Annotated in this window: 16 protein-coding genes and 1 pseudogene; 7 read left to right on the forward strand and 10 right to left on the reverse strand. The window is 64.1% G+C overall.

Annotated elements, in window-relative coordinates:
- Window positions 1-2 precede the first annotated feature (2 nt).
- From E4Q08_RS04185 to E4Q08_RS04195, 3 genes are all read right to left on the reverse strand, one after another.
- Window positions 3-1,505, reverse strand: a complete 1,503-nt coding sequence (locus E4Q08_RS04185) for an efflux transporter outer membrane subunit (RefSeq protein WP_169069454.1) — start codon at window positions 1,503-1,505, stop codon at window positions 3-5.
- An 88-nt stretch (window positions 1,506-1,593) separates the two neighbouring features.
- Complete coding sequence (locus tag E4Q08_RS04190) at window positions 1,594-2,040, reverse strand: hypothetical protein (RefSeq protein WP_169069455.1); 447 nt, start codon at window positions 2,038-2,040, stop codon at window positions 1,594-1,596.
- Between the two features lie 124 nt (window positions 2,041-2,164).
- Entirely contained in the window at window positions 2,165-2,380 is a 216-nt protein-coding gene (locus E4Q08_RS04195) for a hypothetical protein (protein ID WP_169069456.1), read from the reverse strand.
- Window positions 2,381-2,605: 225 nt separating this feature from the next.
- Between E4Q08_RS04195 and E4Q08_RS04200 the strand changes: the two genes are divergently transcribed.
- The 6 genes from E4Q08_RS04200 (at window position 2,606) to E4Q08_RS04225 (ending at window position 7,736) form a co-directional block, all read left to right on the forward strand.
- Window positions 2,606-3,592 (forward strand): ABC transporter substrate-binding protein, encoded by a 987-nt coding sequence (locus E4Q08_RS04200; RefSeq protein ID WP_308240057.1) that lies wholly within the window; start codon window positions 2,606-2,608, stop codon window positions 3,590-3,592.
- A gap of 2 nt (window positions 3,593-3,594) precedes the next feature.
- Entirely contained in the window at window positions 3,595-4,377 is a 783-nt protein-coding gene (locus E4Q08_RS04205; protein ID WP_169069457.1) for an ABC transporter ATP-binding protein, read from the forward strand.
- A complete protein-coding gene (locus tag E4Q08_RS04210) occupies window positions 4,367-5,245 on the forward strand; it encodes an ABC transporter permease (protein WP_169069458.1) in 879 nt (292 codons plus the stop codon). The genes E4Q08_RS04205 and E4Q08_RS04210 overlap by 11 nt, the downstream gene beginning before the upstream one ends.
- Window positions 5,238-6,224, forward strand: a complete 987-nt coding sequence (locus E4Q08_RS04215; RefSeq protein ID WP_169069459.1) for a hydroxyacid dehydrogenase — start codon at window positions 5,238-5,240, stop codon at window positions 6,222-6,224. The genes E4Q08_RS04210 and E4Q08_RS04215 overlap by 8 nt, the downstream gene beginning before the upstream one ends.
- Window positions 6,225-6,343: 119 nt before the next feature.
- Window positions 6,344-7,258 carry a TauD/TfdA dioxygenase family protein gene (locus E4Q08_RS04220; protein ID WP_169069511.1) on the forward strand — a complete coding sequence of 305 codons (915 nt, stop codon included), beginning with the start codon at window positions 6,344-6,346 and terminating at the stop codon, window positions 7,256-7,258.
- 292 nt (window positions 7,259-7,550) lie between these two features.
- Entirely contained in the window at window positions 7,551-7,736 is a 186-nt protein-coding gene (locus tag E4Q08_RS04225) for a hypothetical protein (RefSeq protein ID WP_169069460.1), read from the forward strand.
- Here E4Q08_RS04225 and E4Q08_RS24405 read toward each other — a convergent pair.
- The 3 genes from E4Q08_RS24405 to sauS are packed head-to-tail and all read right to left on the reverse strand — an operon-like array spanning window position 7,724 to window position 10,394.
- Window positions 7,724-8,422: an AMP-binding enzyme gene (locus E4Q08_RS24405; protein ID WP_248594694.1), complete on the reverse strand. Its 699-nt coding sequence runs from the start codon at window positions 8,420-8,422 to the stop codon at window positions 7,724-7,726. The two genes, E4Q08_RS04225 and E4Q08_RS24405, sit on opposite strands and share 13 nt — an antisense overlap.
- On the reverse strand, window positions 8,323-9,000 hold the full coding sequence (locus tag E4Q08_RS24410; RefSeq protein WP_308240058.1) for an AMP-binding protein: 678 nt from the start codon (window positions 8,998-9,000) through the stop codon (window positions 8,323-8,325). Before E4Q08_RS24410 ends, E4Q08_RS24405 begins: the two co-directional genes overlap by 100 nt.
- Window positions 8,997-10,394: an acylating sulfoacetaldehyde dehydrogenase gene (gene sauS / locus E4Q08_RS04235; RefSeq protein WP_169069461.1), complete on the reverse strand. Its 1,398-nt coding sequence runs from the start codon at window positions 10,392-10,394 to the stop codon at window positions 8,997-8,999. Before sauS ends, E4Q08_RS24410 begins: the two co-directional genes overlap by 4 nt.
- A 350-nt stretch (window positions 10,395-10,744) precedes the next feature.
- Between sauS and E4Q08_RS04240 the strand changes: the two are divergent.
- A pseudogene (locus E4Q08_RS04240) lies at window positions 10,745-12,001 on the forward strand (GMC family oxidoreductase); the annotation flags it as partial.
- A 60-nt stretch (window positions 12,002-12,061) separates the two neighbouring features.
- On the opposite strand, the gene E4Q08_RS25990 reads toward E4Q08_RS04240, so the two are convergent.
- From E4Q08_RS25990 to cuyA, 4 genes are all read right to left on the reverse strand, one after another.
- Complete coding sequence (locus tag E4Q08_RS25990) at window positions 12,062-12,361, reverse strand: DUF2325 domain-containing protein (RefSeq protein ID WP_169069512.1); 300 nt, start codon at window positions 12,359-12,361, stop codon at window positions 12,062-12,064.
- 34 nt (window positions 12,362-12,395) lie between these two features.
- On the reverse strand, window positions 12,396-13,406 hold the full coding sequence (locus E4Q08_RS04250; protein WP_169069462.1) for an ABC transporter substrate-binding protein: 1,011 nt from the start codon (window positions 13,404-13,406) through the stop codon (window positions 12,396-12,398).
- 241 nt (window positions 13,407-13,647) lie between these two features.
- Window positions 13,648-14,364: a cysteate racemase gene (gene cuyB, locus E4Q08_RS04260; RefSeq protein WP_169069513.1), complete on the reverse strand. Its 717-nt coding sequence runs from the start codon at window positions 14,362-14,364 to the stop codon at window positions 13,648-13,650.
- 9 nt (window positions 14,365-14,373) lie between these two features.
- Complete coding sequence (gene cuyA / locus E4Q08_RS04265) at window positions 14,374-15,384, reverse strand: D-cysteate sulfo-lyase (RefSeq protein WP_169069463.1); 1,011 nt, start codon at window positions 15,382-15,384, stop codon at window positions 14,374-14,376.
- Window position 15,385 lies beyond the last annotated feature (1 nt).

Here is a 15,385-nt window from a genome sequence, read left to right on the forward strand (position 1 = left end):
ATTCACGACGGATCCTCGTATTGAGCGACGGAGTTTGATGATGTAGGCGAATTCGGGTTGGCGGCTGCCGCGGGGTCGGTGACAGGCTCGAACGCCTGCCAGCCACCGCCGAGCGCCTTGTACAGTTGCACGCTGTCGAGCAGCAACTGCGTGTTGGCGTCGTTGGCTCCGACGCGCACCGCCAATCGCGCGCGTTGCGCGTCGAGGAGTGGCAAGAGGTCGATCTGGCCGCGGTCGTACAGCGATTGCGCACGACCGAGCGCCGCGTCGGCCGATGCCGCAGCGCTGTTGAGCGCCTGCGCGCGTTGCCTTTCATCGGCGAGCGCCACCAGCGTGTTCTCGACGTCTTCCAAGGCGCGCGCGATCGCGTCCTCGTAGCGCAGGACGGCTTCGCGTTGTCCACTCTCGGCGATGTCGTTGATCGCTGGCGTGCGTCCGGCGTTGAAGATCGGCATCGCCAACATCGCCGCGACGTTGGTGAAGCGCGCCGGGCCAAGACTGTCGCCATTGAGATTGATGGTCTCGCGACCAAACACGGCGCCGAGAACAAGCCGCGGAAACCACTCCGCCATCGCCTGCTGCCGGCGCGCGTTGGCGGCGTCGATCTGCGCGCTCGCAGCGAGCAGGTCCGGCCTGCGTTGCAGCAGCGCGGCGGGTTGGCCGGGACGCGCCGGCGGAACGGTGGCTTCGACGGTCGACGGCTTGATGCTCGCGGCATTGAACGCCTGACCGCCAATGAGCACGGCGAGGCGATGCCGCGAGACGGCGGCAAGTGTTTCCAGCGGCGGGATGGCTGCGCGTGCCCGCCAGGCTTCCGTCTGCGCGCGTTCGACGTCGAACGGCGTCGCGAGACCGACCCGATGGCGCGCCGCTACGAGGCGCAACGTTTCGTCTTGCGCGGCCGATATTGCACGCACCGTTTCGAGCTGGCGCAACGCGCCGGTGAGCTTGAAGTAATTGCTGGCGACGTCACTCAACACCAACAGACGCACGCCTCGCGCGCCGTTTTCGACGGCCAGCGTGTCGGCCGCGGCCGCAGCGGCACCCGCGCGCAGGCGACCGAAAAGGTCGACTTCCCACGTCACGCCGACGCCGATCTGCGCCGCCTTCGTATTCGCCGCTTCCGGAACGACGCTCTTGAGAGCCGAGTCGTAGTTCGTTTTGTGATCGAAGGCATCGCCGCCGACGCCAACGGCCGGAAACAGCCACGAACGGCTGATCGTCTCTCCGGCGCGCGCGGCGCGTAGCCGCTCGGCCGAGATCTTGACGTCGCGGTTTTGCTGTGCGGCGCGGCGGATGAGGTCGGCAAGAACGGGATCCTTGAAGCTTTCCCACCACGCCACCTCGGGCTCGTCTGCGGCGACCGTCGCTGCCGCGAATTGGTCCGGCACATCGAGCGAGGCCTTCAGCACGGGTGCGGCACACCCCGCCAGGGCGAGGGCGAGCGACGCGGCGAGTACACGCAAATGGCGGAATGGGATACTGGGGTTGGCTGGGTTCGACATGGCAGTGAGCGTAAGGGAATGGTTGCCGCGAGTCGTCAGCGAAGCGTCGACGTTCTGTCGGGATTTCGTCGGAAGGTGCGACGCGGATTCACAGGCGGGCGCGTATCAACTTGAGCTCCGCGCGACAGGCTTCGCCGAACGCCTTCAACGGGTCGGCGCCTACGGAGCGGGCAAGTTGGCCCATCTCCTGTACCGTCAGGTTGCGCGAGAAGTACTGGTCGGTGATGTGGCTCAACAGACGTTCGGCTTCGGCGAGCACCGGCTGCGAGGCGGTGAGGCGAATGCGATTCGTGAGTGCGTAGAGTGGGAGCAGCTTCTCCGGATCGTCGAGCGTGTGGACGAACGCGTCGATGAGAAGCTTCGCGCATTCGGCGATGAATTCGCCGTATAGCGTCTCACGCATGCGCATATCCCCCTGAATCAGCTCGCGCTGGCTGACCGTCTTCTGGGTAACCCAGGCGGTCGCAACGGCAGCCGAGCCGCCAACAAGCGAGCCGAGCACGCCTGCCATTGCGCTGACGATTGCACTATCCATGCGTTCGCTCATTCACGCGGGCGGCCACTTTCCCAGCAAATCGCCGAAGCGATTCCTGAGCTGCTCGACGACATACGCCTCAATCTGCTCCGTTTGCAGCCTTGCCGACGCTGAACGGTATCGATCACTCGCATTCCGCATTGAACGGCCGCTCGTGGAGGGTCGCGTCGAGGTCGCTAGCAACGCACTCGAGCAACTCGCGACCGGACGCAAATTCACATTGCCGTCCGGTAACGAGGTTCTCGATACGGCCGGCGAGCGCATCGGGCTTTGCATCGCCGCGCACCTTCACCACGTAGGCGCGTCGGGTCGGGTATTTGGAGTCAGTGTTGAAGGTCATCTCAGTTGTCGATGGTGAGTCATCGAGGCTAGCCTAACGGTTCTCGTACGCCGAGTTGTCAGCGTAACGTCGCCAAGTTGTCCGGATTCGGGCAAACCGACCTGCCCAGATGGCGCGGCTTGCCCCAGGAACGACCGTGTCCAATCGAATTACTGTGAAAGTCGCGCCAGCGACTCACGAATCTCCCCCTCGCCCGCGAATGCGGGAGAGCAACTGTCCTCCCGTGTGCTGGCAGCGATCGTCCTGCTCGGCACGCTGTTCACGGCGCAGGCCGAAACCACCGAAGTCCGCCTTGCCCAGCAATATGGCATCAGTTATCTGCCGCTGATGCAGATCGAGCAGAACAGGTTGCTGGAGAAGCACGCCGCAGCCAGGGGTCTCGGCGAGATCAAGGTCACGTGGTCGAAGTTCGCTGGCGGCAATGTGATGAATGACGCCTTGCTCTCCGGCAGCCTCGATTTCGCCGCTGCCGGCGTCGCGCCGGCGACGACACTTTGGGCCAAGACGCGTGGCACTCCGTCCGAGGTCAAGCTGGTGACGGCAATGAACTCGATGCCGATGTATCTCAACACGCGCAACCCGAACGTCCGATCGATCAAGGATTTCACCGACAAGGACAAGATTGCCCTGCCGGCCGTGAAAGTCTCGATCCAGTCCGTAACCCTGCAGATGGCTGCCGAAAAGCTGTTCGGTGAAGGCAACCACAACAAGCTCGATGCGCTGACCGTCACGCTGTCGCACCCGGATGCCCTGGTGGCGTTGCTGTCGGGCAGCAGCGAGATCAGCGCGCACTTCACAACGCCACCTTACCAGTACCAGGAACTGGAAAAGCCCGGCATTCATACCGTGCTCAATTCGTATGAAGTGCTCGGCGGTCCGGCCACCCTCAACGTGATCTACACCACCACCAGATTTCGCGAGGCCAACCCGAAGATCTACCAGGCCTTCCTCGCCGCGTTCGAAGAGGCCATCGCGCTGATCAACAGGGACAAGAGAGCTGCTGCCGAGTTCTACCTCAAGTATTCGAAGGACAAGGACACGGTGAAGGACATTCTGGCGATACTCAACGATCCGCAGATCGAATTCACGCAGACGCCCAAGAACATCACGCGATACGCCGACTTCCTGTTCAAGATCGGCACGATCAAGTACCGGCCGGCGAGCTGGAAGGAGCTCTTCTTCCCCGAGATTCACCATCTGTCGGGCAGTTGACGATGAGCGCACCCTTGCTCGATGTTCGCGACGTCACCCTGCAGTACAAGACCAGCGAGCGTCTCGTTACCGCTACGCAGCGCGTCAGCTTCCAGGTGCATGCCGGTGACCGTTTTGTCGTCCTTGGACCTTCCGGCTGCGGCAAGTCAACTCTGCTCAAGGCCGTTGGTGGTTATCTGGCTCCGGTCGAAGGCGAAATCCGTCTGAACGGGACACCGATTCGTAAACCAGGAGCCGATCGGGTGATGGTCTTCCAGGAATTCGATCAGCTACTTCCGTGGAAAACGGTCAAGGAAAACGTCAAGTTCGCTCTTGTCGCCAGCCGAACGCTGAGCGGCAGTGAGGCCGAGGACCGGGCGCTGCACTACATCGCCATGGTTGGACTCGCCGGCTCGGCCAACAGTTATCCTCACACCCTCTCTGGCGGCATGAAGCAGCGCGTGGCCATCGCGCGCGGTATGGCGATGCAGCCCGCCATCCTGCTGATGGACGAGCCCTTCGCCGCGCTCGACGCGCTCACCCGGCAGCAGATGCAGGACGAGTTGCTGCGCCTCTGGGAAGACACGCGCTTCACCGTGCTCTTCGTTACCCACTCGATCCCGGAGGCGGTCAAGGTCGGCAGCCACATCCTCCTGCTGTCGGCCCACCCGGGCCGGGTACGTAAACTGGTGCACAGCGACGGCAGCGATCGGGCAGACGCTTCCGGCCTGCGCCTGTCAGAGCGCATCCATCGCCAACTTTTCGAGTCCGAACCGGTTGCCAAGGAACTGGTCCATGCCGCCTGACGCTCGCTGCCCGGCGACCTCCGGCACGCTTGAGGCTCCACCATTGCTCAACGAGCCGCCAATCGCCGGTGAACGCCCACTCGTGCTCGTCGAGCAACTCGCCAACGTCGCCGCGCTACGCAAGATCCTGTTGCTCATGGTGCTCGCCGTGCTCTGGCAGGCTTATGCCAGCCGCCTCGACAATCCCCTGCTCTTCCCGACCTTCACCGCCACGCTGGAAGCGTTGTGGGAAGGCCTCTTGTCGGGAGCCCTGATCCAGCGCGCGGCCTTCACGCTCAAACTCCTGCTCGTCGGCTACGCCAGCGGCGTCCTGCTCGCGGGCTTGCTGACCGGTCTGGCGATCGGCTCCCGGCTGGGTAACGACCTGCTGGAAACGTTGACCGCGATGTTCAACCCCTTGCCGGCGATTGCCCTGTTGCCGCTGGCGCTGCTCTGGTTCGGCCTGGGCGCTGGCAGCTTGATCTTCGTACTGATTCACTCCGTCCTGTGGCCGGTTGCCCTGTGTACCCATGCTGGCTTCAAATCGGTCTCGCCGACGCTGCGCATGGTCGGCCGCAACTATGGACTTGTCGGCCCACGCTACGTAACCCGGATCCTCATTCCCGCCGCTTTCCCATGCATTCTCTCCGGCTTGAAGAATGGCTGGGCCTTTGCCTGGCGCACGCTGATCGCCGCCGAGTTGGTCTTCGGGGTCAGCTCGGGGTCGGGTGGCCTCGGCTGGTTCATCTACGAGAACAAGAACCAACTGGAAATCCCGTCGGTGTTCGCTGGCCTGCTGACCGTCATCCTGATCGGTCTGGCCATGGAAAACCTGGTTTTTCGCAGCATCGAAGTATGTACCGTCAGACGTTGGGGGATGCATGCCTGACGCTGAAACACTGGACCCGGTCGTCGTGATTTCCGAGTTCATGGAGGCTGCGGCCGTAAGGAGCTTGCGGGCACAATTCCCGGTCCATTACGACCCCGAACTGTTCGACCATCCGGCACAGTTCTACCGCCTGCTGGCCAGCGTCCGCGCCCTGATCGTCCGCAACCGGACCCGGGTCGATGGGGAGTTGCTCGGCCGGGCGCCGAGGCTGGAAGTGATCGGTCGCCTGGGTGTCGGGCTGGACAACATCGACCTCGTAGCATGCCGCGCGCGCGGCATTGCCGTGCACCCCGCCGCCGGGGCCAATGCCCGCGCGGTTGCAGAATACGTTCTGGCGATGATGCTGATCACCCTGCGCGACGACTATCACCGTACGGCAGATCTCTCCTCGGGCAGATGGCCAAGCGCGTATCACGCCGGCGGCCGCCAGGCGGCTGGCAAGACACTGGGGCTCGTCGGCTTTGGCGCTATCGGTCAGTTGACCGCCAGGCTCGCCCGCGCCATCGGCTGCAGGGTCATTGCCTGCGATCCGGCGCACGCACCTGGTTCCCTGCTGTGGAGAGAGTTGGATATCGAACCGGTGGGCTTCGATGACTTGCTGGCTGCGGCCGACGTCGTTTCCCTGCACCTGCCGCTGACCGCCGCCAGCCGCGGTCTTTTCGGGCGAGAAACCATCGCCCGAATGAAGCCGCAAGCCATCCTGATCAACACTGCGCATGGCGGCATCGTTCACGAGCGCGCTCTGGCCGATGCCCTGTGCAGCGGTCATCTGTCGGGCGCGGCAATCGACGTTTTCGCACGCGAACCATTGCCTGCCGGCTCACCGCTGGCCGGCCTGCCCAACGTCTGGCTGACACCGCACATCGCCGGACTCAGCCGAGAAGCCAATCTCCGCGTCAGTGCTTTGATTGCCGAGCAGGTCAGCCGGAGCCTCGCCCGCATCACCGAAGACCAGGCTGTTTGCCAGTCATCAAGCTGAAAATCGACCCATGACTGCCCCACGCACCCCGCCCCCGCTGCCCGACAACGCTGGGTGCAGCACAAGAGGTGGGCAGCAAGGCCGTTCTGCCAATCTTCATCCTATATCGAGGAATCATGATGAGTTTCTACCAGGACTACAACGACAAGCTGGCCATCGAGCAGTGGAACACTTTTGAACGCGGCGCCTATCGGACGATCAAGGTCACCCCGCTGTCACCCGCGCTAGGTGCCGAAATCGAAGGCGTCGACCTGCGGCAGGAAACCGCACCGGAGCAACTGGCAGAGATCAGGCAGGCGATCACGGAAAATCTCGTCCTTGTTTTTCGCGACCAGAAAATCGCTGCCGAGGACCATAAACGTTTCGCGCGCTATTTCGGCACCCTGCACCGGCATCTCCTGGCGGGCAACAGCACGCTCTCGGCGCGCAGCCAAGATCCAGAGATCCTGGCCTGGAAGACCGGCCGCAGCTCGCGTTACACCGCCGGCGATGCCTGGCACAACGATGTTTCCTGCGATCCCGAGCCTATCTGGGGCTCCTTCCTGCGGGTCACCCGTATGCCCGAGATCGGCGGCGGTGATACCGCCTTCACCAACCTGCACCTCGCCTACGAATCCCTCTCCGATCCAATCAAGCGGTTGCTCGATGGCTTGACGGCAATCCACGATGGACGCCAGGCCTGGACTGCCGGTTACGGAGCCGAACCGGATCCCGGCCAGACCTTCCCGGCTAGCGAGCACCCGGTCGTGGCCCGTCATCCCTTCAGCGGCCGCAAGTTCCTTTTTGTCAACCCTGCCTTCACTTCGCACGTCGTTCAGTTGACCCGCGCCGAAAGCGATGCCCTGCTGCAACTGCTATTTCGCCACGTCGAGAAACACCTCGCCTTCCAGGCGCACATTCACTGGACGCCCGACACGCTGATCTTCTGGGACAACTGGGCAACGCAACACCACGCGATCTGGGATTACTATCCTTTCGAGCGCTGGGGAGAACGCGTTTCTGCCTCCCTCGGCTTCCCGCCGCAGCAAGCCTGAGTGAACCGCCTGCCCCGGAGCGACCGAGCGCAGATAATTGCGGCATGACCTGTGCGACAACACCCATCCACAGAAGAGCGGCGGTGTCGCCCGCTACAGCGCATAAGCTCATAAGCTCATAAGTGCAAAGTATTTCCCCTCGCTACCCCGCCTCCGAGAGAATGTACCTCGACCGCCGGCTTTAACCGATAACTTGCCGGGGCGGGATACAAATTCTGGCTAAAGCGTCGCTCGCTCCAGCACTCCCCGGGAGCCGGCCACGCCGGATCACAGGGGAGCAAGGAGCAGCATCATGGTCATCACTCTCGAATTGCCCGTGTGGCACCGATCTTTCGACGATCCACTGTCTGCCTACGAAAAGCATTTTGGTGCCTTGCCCGCCTGGTTTGAGGAGGTTTCCCGGCCCGTAGCGCTCTCGCTGGCCCGGCAAGCGTTGCGCGCCGGAGTGCCGCTGACACCGGCGGATCACCTGTCCTGAGCAATCAGATTCGGCAACCGCAGGCGCTGCACCTTGCCGGAAGGCCCCTTGGGAAGTTCTTCAATGAGGAGAATCCGCGCCGGCGTCTTGAAGGGCCCCAGGTGGTGACGGCAGAAGGCGATCAGATCGTCACCGACCTCGCCCGGCTTCAGCACGACGCCGGCGGCAATTTCCTGACCATAGAGCGGGTCCGGGATGGCGAAGGCAGCTGCTTCCAGCACGGCCGGATGGGCCAGCAGCACTTCGTCGATCTCGCGCGGAGCGATGTTCTCGCCTCCCTTGATGATCAGTTCCTTGAGGCGACCGGTGATGAAATAGAAACCCTGCTCATCGCGGTAACCAAGGTCGCCGGTGCGAAGCCAGCCATCGGCCGTGAAGGCGCGTGCGCTTTCTGCCGGCGCCTTGTAGTAGGCGGCCATCACGTTCTCACCGCGAACGACGATCTCGCCGGCAACGCCGACCGCTTGCTCGACGCCGCTGTCCGGATCGATCACCCTCGCCTGGTTGCCGAAGGCGCGGCCGGGACTGCCGAGCTTGCGCGCGCTGCGTTCGAGGGGGTTGGTGAACACGGGCGCCGCAGTCTCCGTCAGACCCATGGTTTCGATGATGCCGACGGCGAAGCGCTCCTCAAAGGCGCGTTGATGAGCCGGCGGCAGCGGTGCCGACGCCGAGCGGCAGAAACGCAGACGACCCGCAGCAGCCGCAGTCGCATGGCCACTGTCGCCCTGCAGCAGCCGGAGGTGTACATCAGTAGCGCCGGCGCGTCGGCGGCTGGTTCCGGGTCCGGCCAGGACGCCTGCTCCGATTCTCCGGGCAGAAGGGCGCTGTCGGGATCGACGATGAATAGGCGCATCCGTACTTCCCGACGAACGCTCGCCAGCGCCGCGCGCAGCGCTTCTTCCCGTTCCGGGGCCACGAAAACCGCCTGGCAATCGGAGTGGCCGAGAATGAAGGCCAGTTGCGCCGGCTGGGCAATCAGGCTCAAGGGAACCAGGACGCGGCCGCAGGCCGTAACGCCGACGAACAAGCGCACGGCCTGCAGGCCGTTGGGCAGGAGCAGCCCGACATGGGCGCCGGCGGCAATTCCCTGTGCGGCAAGAAAGGCGGCGAGGGCGCGTGAACTTCGCAGGAGATCGCCGAAGCTGAGTCGGCGACCCGTTTCCGGAGCGATCACGAAATCCGCAGCGGCATGGGTTCTGGCCTGGTATTCAAGGACACCACGGACGGAACTGCCGCGGGAATCCGGATGGTCGTGGGCATTCACTTGCCGAAAAGCCGCCAGTAGTCCCCGAAGATCTCTTCCTCACTCGGTACCCGTTCCGGGATCGGCCGCACGATGCGCGTAATGTTGAGGAAGTGGCGATAGTTGAGGTTGTCGGAGAAGCTGTTCCCGGCCCAGGTGCCACAACCCATCGACAGCGAGAACGGCAGGCCGTTGGCGAACGAACCGCCGACCGCGTAGCAGTGCACCTGGTCCACGATGACCCGGCATACCGGGAGATCAAGGCCGAGGCGCAGTTGCTGTTCGGCGTTGGCGCCGTGAATGCCGACCGAATGCCCCTGGCCCTGGTACTCGTAGAGGCGCCGCACCTGGGCGATGGCGGCGTCGAAATCCGGCACCCGATAAACGGTGAGCACCGGCGAAAGCTTTTCGCCGGAAAAGGGGAATTGCGCTCCCACCCCTTCCTCGCTGACGAGGATGAAACGGCAACTCTCGTACGCCGCTCCGAAGAGTCCGGCCAGACGAGCAATTTCCGTCGCCGGGCGCGCGATCAGGCGGGGCGACAGGCGGCCCTCCGGGAACAGTGCCTTGGCCAGGCAGGCCTTCTCGGCCGGCGTCGCGAGTACGCCGCCTTCGGCACGCAGCGCAGCCAACAGCCGCTCCCAGGCGCCCTCGACGACAATCAGGCTGTTTTCGGAGGAGCAACTGGTGGCATGGTCGAAAGTCTTGGAGGTGGCGATGCGGGCTGCCGTGACCACCGGGTCGGCAGAGGGCAGGACGATCGCGGCGACATTGCCTGCCCCGACGCCGAGGGCCGGCTTGCCGCTCTGGTAAGCCGCTTTGACATTGTCCCGCGAACCCGTGGCAACGACCAGATCAGCCTGGGCCATGAGTTTCGCCAGCATCGCCCGCGAGCCCGGGGGAGGAAGTTGCTGGACCAGATCAAGGGGTGCGCCGACCTTGACCAGTTCGGCGTGAACGAAGTCGAGCAGCAGCGCACAGGTCGAGGCGCCCTTGGGTGAAGGGGCGAGAATGATCGCGTTGCCACCCTTGAGCGCATTGATCAGCTTGTTGGCCGGCGTCGCTGCCGGATTGGTCGATGGCGTCACTGCCGCCACCACGCCGACCGGGCGGGCAATCTCGGTCATGCCGCGCGCGCAGTCCTCGGCAATGACGCCGACCGTGCGCACGCCCTGCAGGTCGCGCAGCAGGCCGAGCGTCTTGCGGTGATTCTTGCGCACCTTGTCCTCGACCGCGCCAAAGCCGGTGTCGCGCACCGCCTGCTCGGCCAGGCGTCGGTTGCGGCCAGGCTCGATGATCGCCCAGCCGGCCGCGGCGACGGCCGCGTCGACCCGGTCCTGGGTCCAGGTCGCGAACTCGGCCTGGGCAGAGCGCGCGCGGCCGAGCAGTGTGCCGACCGGGTCGCTGTCGGTCACCGCTCAGCCTTTGGCACTACGCGCCGCGTATTTCGCCAGCAGGCGCTTCGGCGGCTTGAAGGCATCGCGGCCAAGAACGAGTGGGGCGCTTCGAATTGCAGATAGCTGTTGGCGACCAAGGTCTCGACAAACGCCTCCGGGGGCGTCATCCGCTGCCTTCCTGCTCCCATCCTCGATTCTCCGTGATTGAACACTCGATTCTAGGGGCCGGCGGCGGCGGCCGTAACGACGCTTTCCTGCTTAGCTTATTCGGCGATCGCCGTTCGGGAAAAAGCCCGAGGCGGATCCAGGATCTGCCCATTGGGGCCTTTCAAGGCGGCCCTGCTGAATGATTGATAAGCTAATCAGCACTCGGCAACGCCGGCTGGGCCTGGCAGGAGGTGCTGCCCTGCTTCATCCGCGCCGAGAGCAACGATCTCGGTCGCGGACCATTGCACGGCAACTCCGGACCGCTCAAGGTGTCGAGTATCGGCCAGGAGCACGAGTTGATGGAGGCGATCATCGCCGCCGGCGAATCCTTGGGCATTCCCCGTACTGTCGATTTCAACGGCCCGCAGCAGGAAGGCGTCGGCTACTACCAGCTCACCACGCACCGCGGCTGGCGTTCGTCGTCGGCCACCGGCTACCTGCAACCTGCCCGCCGGCGTGGCAACCTGCGGGTCCTCACCGGTGCCCAGGTCACCCGTATCCGCTTTGCCGGCAGACACGCCCGAGCCATCGAGTATCGCCGGGGCGGCAGTGAAGGATCGGCGCTGGCCGGCGGCGAAGTCATCCTCGCCGCCGGTGCCGTGCACAGCCCGCAACTGCTTGAACTGTCCGGCGTTGGCGATGCCGCGCGGCTGGGAACACTGGGCATTCCGGTGATTCGCCACCTGCCGGGGGTTGGCGAGAACCTGCAGGACCATCTGCAATTGCGCCTGATGTACCGGGTGGCCACACCGATCACCACCAACGACGATCTACGCACCCTCACCGGCAAGGCCCGTATCGGGCTGCAGTGGCTGCTGCGTCGCAGCGGCCCCCTGGCCATCGGTATCAATCAGGGTGGGTTGTTTACCCGTGTCTTGCCGGAATCCCACAGCCCCGATGTCCAGTTCCACTTCGCCACCCTGTCCGCCGACCAGGCGGGAGGCCAGCCGCACCCCTGGTCCGGTTGCACCTTTTCGGTCTGCCAGTTGCGGCCGGAATCCCGCGGCAGCGTGCATGCGCGCTCGCCGGACCCGCTGACGCCACCGGCCATTCGCCCCGGCTATCTGACCGCCGAACTGGACCAGCGAACCGCCGTCGCCGGACTGCGCTTTGCCCGCCGCCTGGCGTCAGCCTCAGCGCTGCAAGCTTACCTCAGCGAGGAATACCGCCCCGGGAAAGCCGCACGCAGCGACGAGGACCTGCTGCAGTTTGCCCGCGACTACGGAGTCACGATCTTTCACCCGGTCGGTAGCTGCCGGATGGGCAGCGACGAAATGGCCGTCGTTGATCAGCAGTTGCGTGTTCACGGGCTTGCGGGCCTGCGCGTCGTCGACGCCTCGATCATGCCGACTCTGGTTTCGGGTAATACCAATGCGCCAACGATAATGATTGCCGAAAAAGCGGCCGAAATGATCCTGGCCGCGCTGCCGCTTGAACCCTGCTGGCCGGGGTCAATCAGGCGGCAGCCGCGGCCAGGATCAGGCGCCGATTCCAGCCAGCGCCTCGCCCAGTTGACTGAGGCAACGGCGACTGAAGATGATCGGTACGCGCATCTTGTTGGCGGTCCGCCGGGCCTTCAAGGCCAGGAGGTGATTGACCTGGTCGACGAGAACGACGACCAGGCGCGTCCCGGACGGAATCTGGCGGTGGCACTCGCTTTTCCGGCGACCATTCCAGTGGTGGACGGTCGCGTAGCCCCGGCTCTGCAGAAAATCGCTGTAGCTCCCCACGCGGTCGCCGCCGACGATCAGTGCGATCACGACGACTGCACTCCACACACCAGCCGGATGGAAGGATTCGCGGGCATCGCGGTCAGCCCGCCGGTTTCCAGATGACTACCTCGGCGGTATTCACCTTCTTCGGCACCAGTCCCTCGCCAAAGAACGCGTCAGCAATCTTCTGCTGCTCGGCGAGAGCTGCCGGCGCGACCGTGCGCACGTCATAGCTACGGCGGCTGTTGGCCAGTTCGACGGTAGCCGCATCGAGCCCCCAGACCGGTGCCAGCAGGCTCGCGGCCTCCTTCGGGTTGTGCCTGATCCAGACGCCCGCCTTCTTCAGTTCCTCGAAAATGATGTTCAATACCTGCGGATTGGCTCGGGCGTAGGGAGTGGAAACCAGGTAGTAGCGCTGGTAGTCGGCGACATTGCGGCCATCGCTGACGATGCGCACCTGCGACTGGCGTTGCACTCCGGCAAGGAAGGGATCCCAGGTCACCCAGGCATCGACGGCACCACGCTCGAAGGCGGCACGGCCATCGGCAGGACTGAGATAGGCCGGCTCGATGTCCTTGAACTTGAGGCCGCTCTGTTCCAACAGGGCAATCAGCAGGTAATGACTGCCCGCCGCCTTGGCCACCGCCACCCGCTTTCCCTTGAGGTCGGCCACCGCCTTGGCCACCGCCACCCGCTTTCCCTTGAGGTCGGCCACCGACTTGATCGGCGAATCCGCGCGCACCACCAGGGCCTGCGCAGTCGGCGACGGCGCTTCCTGAGCCAGATAGGTCAGGCGCGCGCCGGCTGCCAGCGCGAAGACCGGCACGGTATCGGCGACGTCGGCGCTGACATCGACGCTGCCGATGTTGAGGGCCTCCAGCAAGGGCAGGCCACTGGTGAATTCGTGCCAGCTCACCGTCACCCCGGCAGGAGTCAGGCGCTTTTCCAGCGTACCCCAGGTCCTCAGCAAGGTGATCAGGGTCGAGGATTTCTGGTAGCCGATGCGCAGGGTGGTCGTTTCGGCAGCCCGGGCCAGTGGCGCCAGGCAAGCACCGATGCCGGTAGCGGCAGCGATACCGAGGATCTGCCGGCGACTGAAGTTCAAGTTCATTGCAGACCTTCGCAAACGACGGGACCGTCGATGATTTCCTCGATCCGTCCGCTGAACTCGTTTCTAGCGTTGATTGACTGGATGTGCACGACATTCTCCGTTGGGGGATTGACAAGTACAGTCTGGCCAATGCTGACGCTCGCGGCAAATAATAAGAAATGAGTTCCTTATTACCCCGCGGCTCACCTTGCCCTGACGCAAGCCCCTTCCGGATGCCCCGTGGCGATAGAGGGCCGATCCGTCACGGCTGCGGCGAGACCTGCCGCCAATAGGCGACGCAAACCTCGGCCAGAGCCTGCGTCGAGTCGATGCTGATCGGCAGGAGTTCCGAGTCAATGTGGGTCAGCCCGATCGGTACCTCGGTACAGGCCAGCACCAGCCGGCGTGCCCCCCGCTCGACAAGCAGACGACCGGCGTGCTCGAGCAATTTGCCTCCGCGTTCCAGTTCGTAGTTCTTGATCGCGTAGCAGCCGGGAGTGAAGAATTCGTCCAGTTCTTCGTCGGTATGGGTGTGAAAGGGAATACCCCCGGCAACGAAACGCTGCTGGTAGATCTCGGCGCGCAAGGCACCCCTGGTTGCGATCAGCCCGACGGGTGCGACCGCCGAAGTTGCACGCGCCAAGGCTGCCAGCGTCGCATCGGCGATATGGATCACAGGCACGCTGCTGGCGGCAGCCAGGGCGTCAAACCACAGATGTGCCGTGTTGCAAGGGATGACGATCCGGGTCGCCCCCGCCGCGTTCAGTCGGGCGATACCGGCCAGCATCGCCGGCAGCGGGGACTCGCCAGTACCGGCCAATGCGCGCTGCCGGTCGGGGATTTGCGGCACATTCCAGACGACCGTCGGCACGTGTTCCTGGTCACGGCGGGCCGGCAGTGCGACGATCAGTTTGTGGAGAAAATCGACCGTCGCGAGTGGGCCCATCCCCCCCAGCACGCCGATCAGTGGCTGCGTCACCGACATCGATCAGAGCGCCGCTCTCGGCGCAAGCAGCGAACGGTAGGCAAACAGGCCGGTCGCTCCGCCAGTGTGCAGGAAGACAATGTTTTGTCCCTTCCGGAAATGCCTGTTGCGCACCAGGTCGACCAGGCCGGCGAAGCCCTTGCCGGTATATACGGGGTCGAGGAGAATGCCCTCGTGCCGAGCCAGCAGGTGCACGGCTTCGATCATGCCGTCGGTGGGCACGCCATAGCCCTCTCCGACGTAGTCGGAATTGACCACCACCGAGTCCTCGGGGAAGCTCCCGCGTATGCCGAGCAGGTCCCAGGTCCGGGCAGCCAACTGCCGAACGTTGTGTTCCTGCTTCTCCTTTGCCGCCCTGACGCTGATGCCGAGTACGGGAATGTGGCTGTTCGACCCCTGCAAGCCAACCAGTAATCCCGCCTGTGTACCCGTGCTGCCGGTCGCGTGAACCACGTGGTCAATATGCAGCCCGTGTTCGTTGGCGTGGGCAACGATCTCCTGTGCCGAAACGACATAGCCCAGTGCACCGATCGGATTGGATCCGCCACCCGGGATCAGATAGGGTGTTTCGCCGGCAGCGCGCAGACGTTCGCCTGCCGCGATCAATTCCCCGTGCATGTCGAGGCCAGCCGGCCGGGTTTCGATGACAGCCCCGAGAATCTGGTCGAGCAACACATTTCCGTTCGCGTAGTAATCCGCTGGTGCGCCGCTGACGCGCTCTTCCAGCAGAACGGTCGTCTTGAATCCGTACTTGTTGGCCGCCGCTATCGTCTGGCGGACATGGTTGGACTGGGTGGCTCCCTGGGTGAGGATATGTGTGGCGCCCTGCGCCAGTGCATCGCCGATCAGGAACTCCAGCTTGCGCGTCTTGTTGCCGCCCAATGCCAGGCCGGTATTGTCATCGCGCTTGATGTAGATGTTCGGGCCATCGAGAAGGCGGGTCAGGTTGCCCAGGAACTCCAGTGGCGTTGGCGCCTGGGTCAGGCGGACGCGCGGAAATGAAGCAAGGTTCATG

The organism is Candidatus Accumulibacter contiguus (genome assembly GCF_012940005.1).
Classification (GTDB): Bacteria; Pseudomonadota; Gammaproteobacteria; order Burkholderiales; family Rhodocyclaceae; genus Accumulibacter; species Accumulibacter contiguus.

What these genes read in the sequence shown, in the direction of transcription:
- E4Q08_RS04205 (WP_169069457.1), top strand. Translation starts at nt 3,595, where the DNA reads ATGAGCGCACCCTTGCTCGATGTTCGCGACGTCACCCTGCAGTACAAG.
- E4Q08_RS04220 (WP_169069511.1), top strand. Translation starts at nt 6,344, where the DNA reads ATGAGTTTCTACCAGGACTACAACGACAAGCTGGCCATCGAGCAGTGG.
- E4Q08_RS04185 (WP_169069454.1), bottom strand. Translation starts at nt 1,505, where the DNA reads ATGTCGAACCCAGCCAACCCCAGTATCCCATTCCGCCATTTGCGTGTA.
- cuyA (WP_169069463.1), bottom strand. Translation starts at nt 15,384, where the DNA reads ATGAACCTTGCTTCATTTCCGCGCGTCCGCCTGACCCAGGCGCCAACG.
- E4Q08_RS04210 (WP_169069458.1), top strand. Translation starts at nt 4,367, where the DNA reads ATGCCGCCTGACGCTCGCTGCCCGGCGACCTCCGGCACGCTTGAGGCT.
- E4Q08_RS04190 (WP_169069455.1), bottom strand. Translation starts at nt 2,040, where the DNA reads ATGGATAGTGCAATCGTCAGCGCAATGGCAGGCGTGCTCGGCTCGCTT.
- E4Q08_RS04195 (WP_169069456.1), bottom strand. Translation starts at nt 2,380, where the DNA reads ATGACCTTCAACACTGACTCCAAATACCCGACCCGACGCGCCTACGTG.
- E4Q08_RS04250 (WP_169069462.1), bottom strand. Translation starts at nt 13,406, where the DNA reads ATGAACTTGAACTTCAGTCGCCGGCAGATCCTCGGTATCGCTGCCGCT.
- E4Q08_RS04225 (WP_169069460.1), top strand. Translation starts at nt 7,551, where the DNA reads ATGGTCATCACTCTCGAATTGCCCGTGTGGCACCGATCTTTCGACGAT.
- E4Q08_RS04215 (WP_169069459.1), top strand. Translation starts at nt 5,238, where the DNA reads ATGCCTGACGCTGAAACACTGGACCCGGTCGTCGTGATTTCCGAGTTC.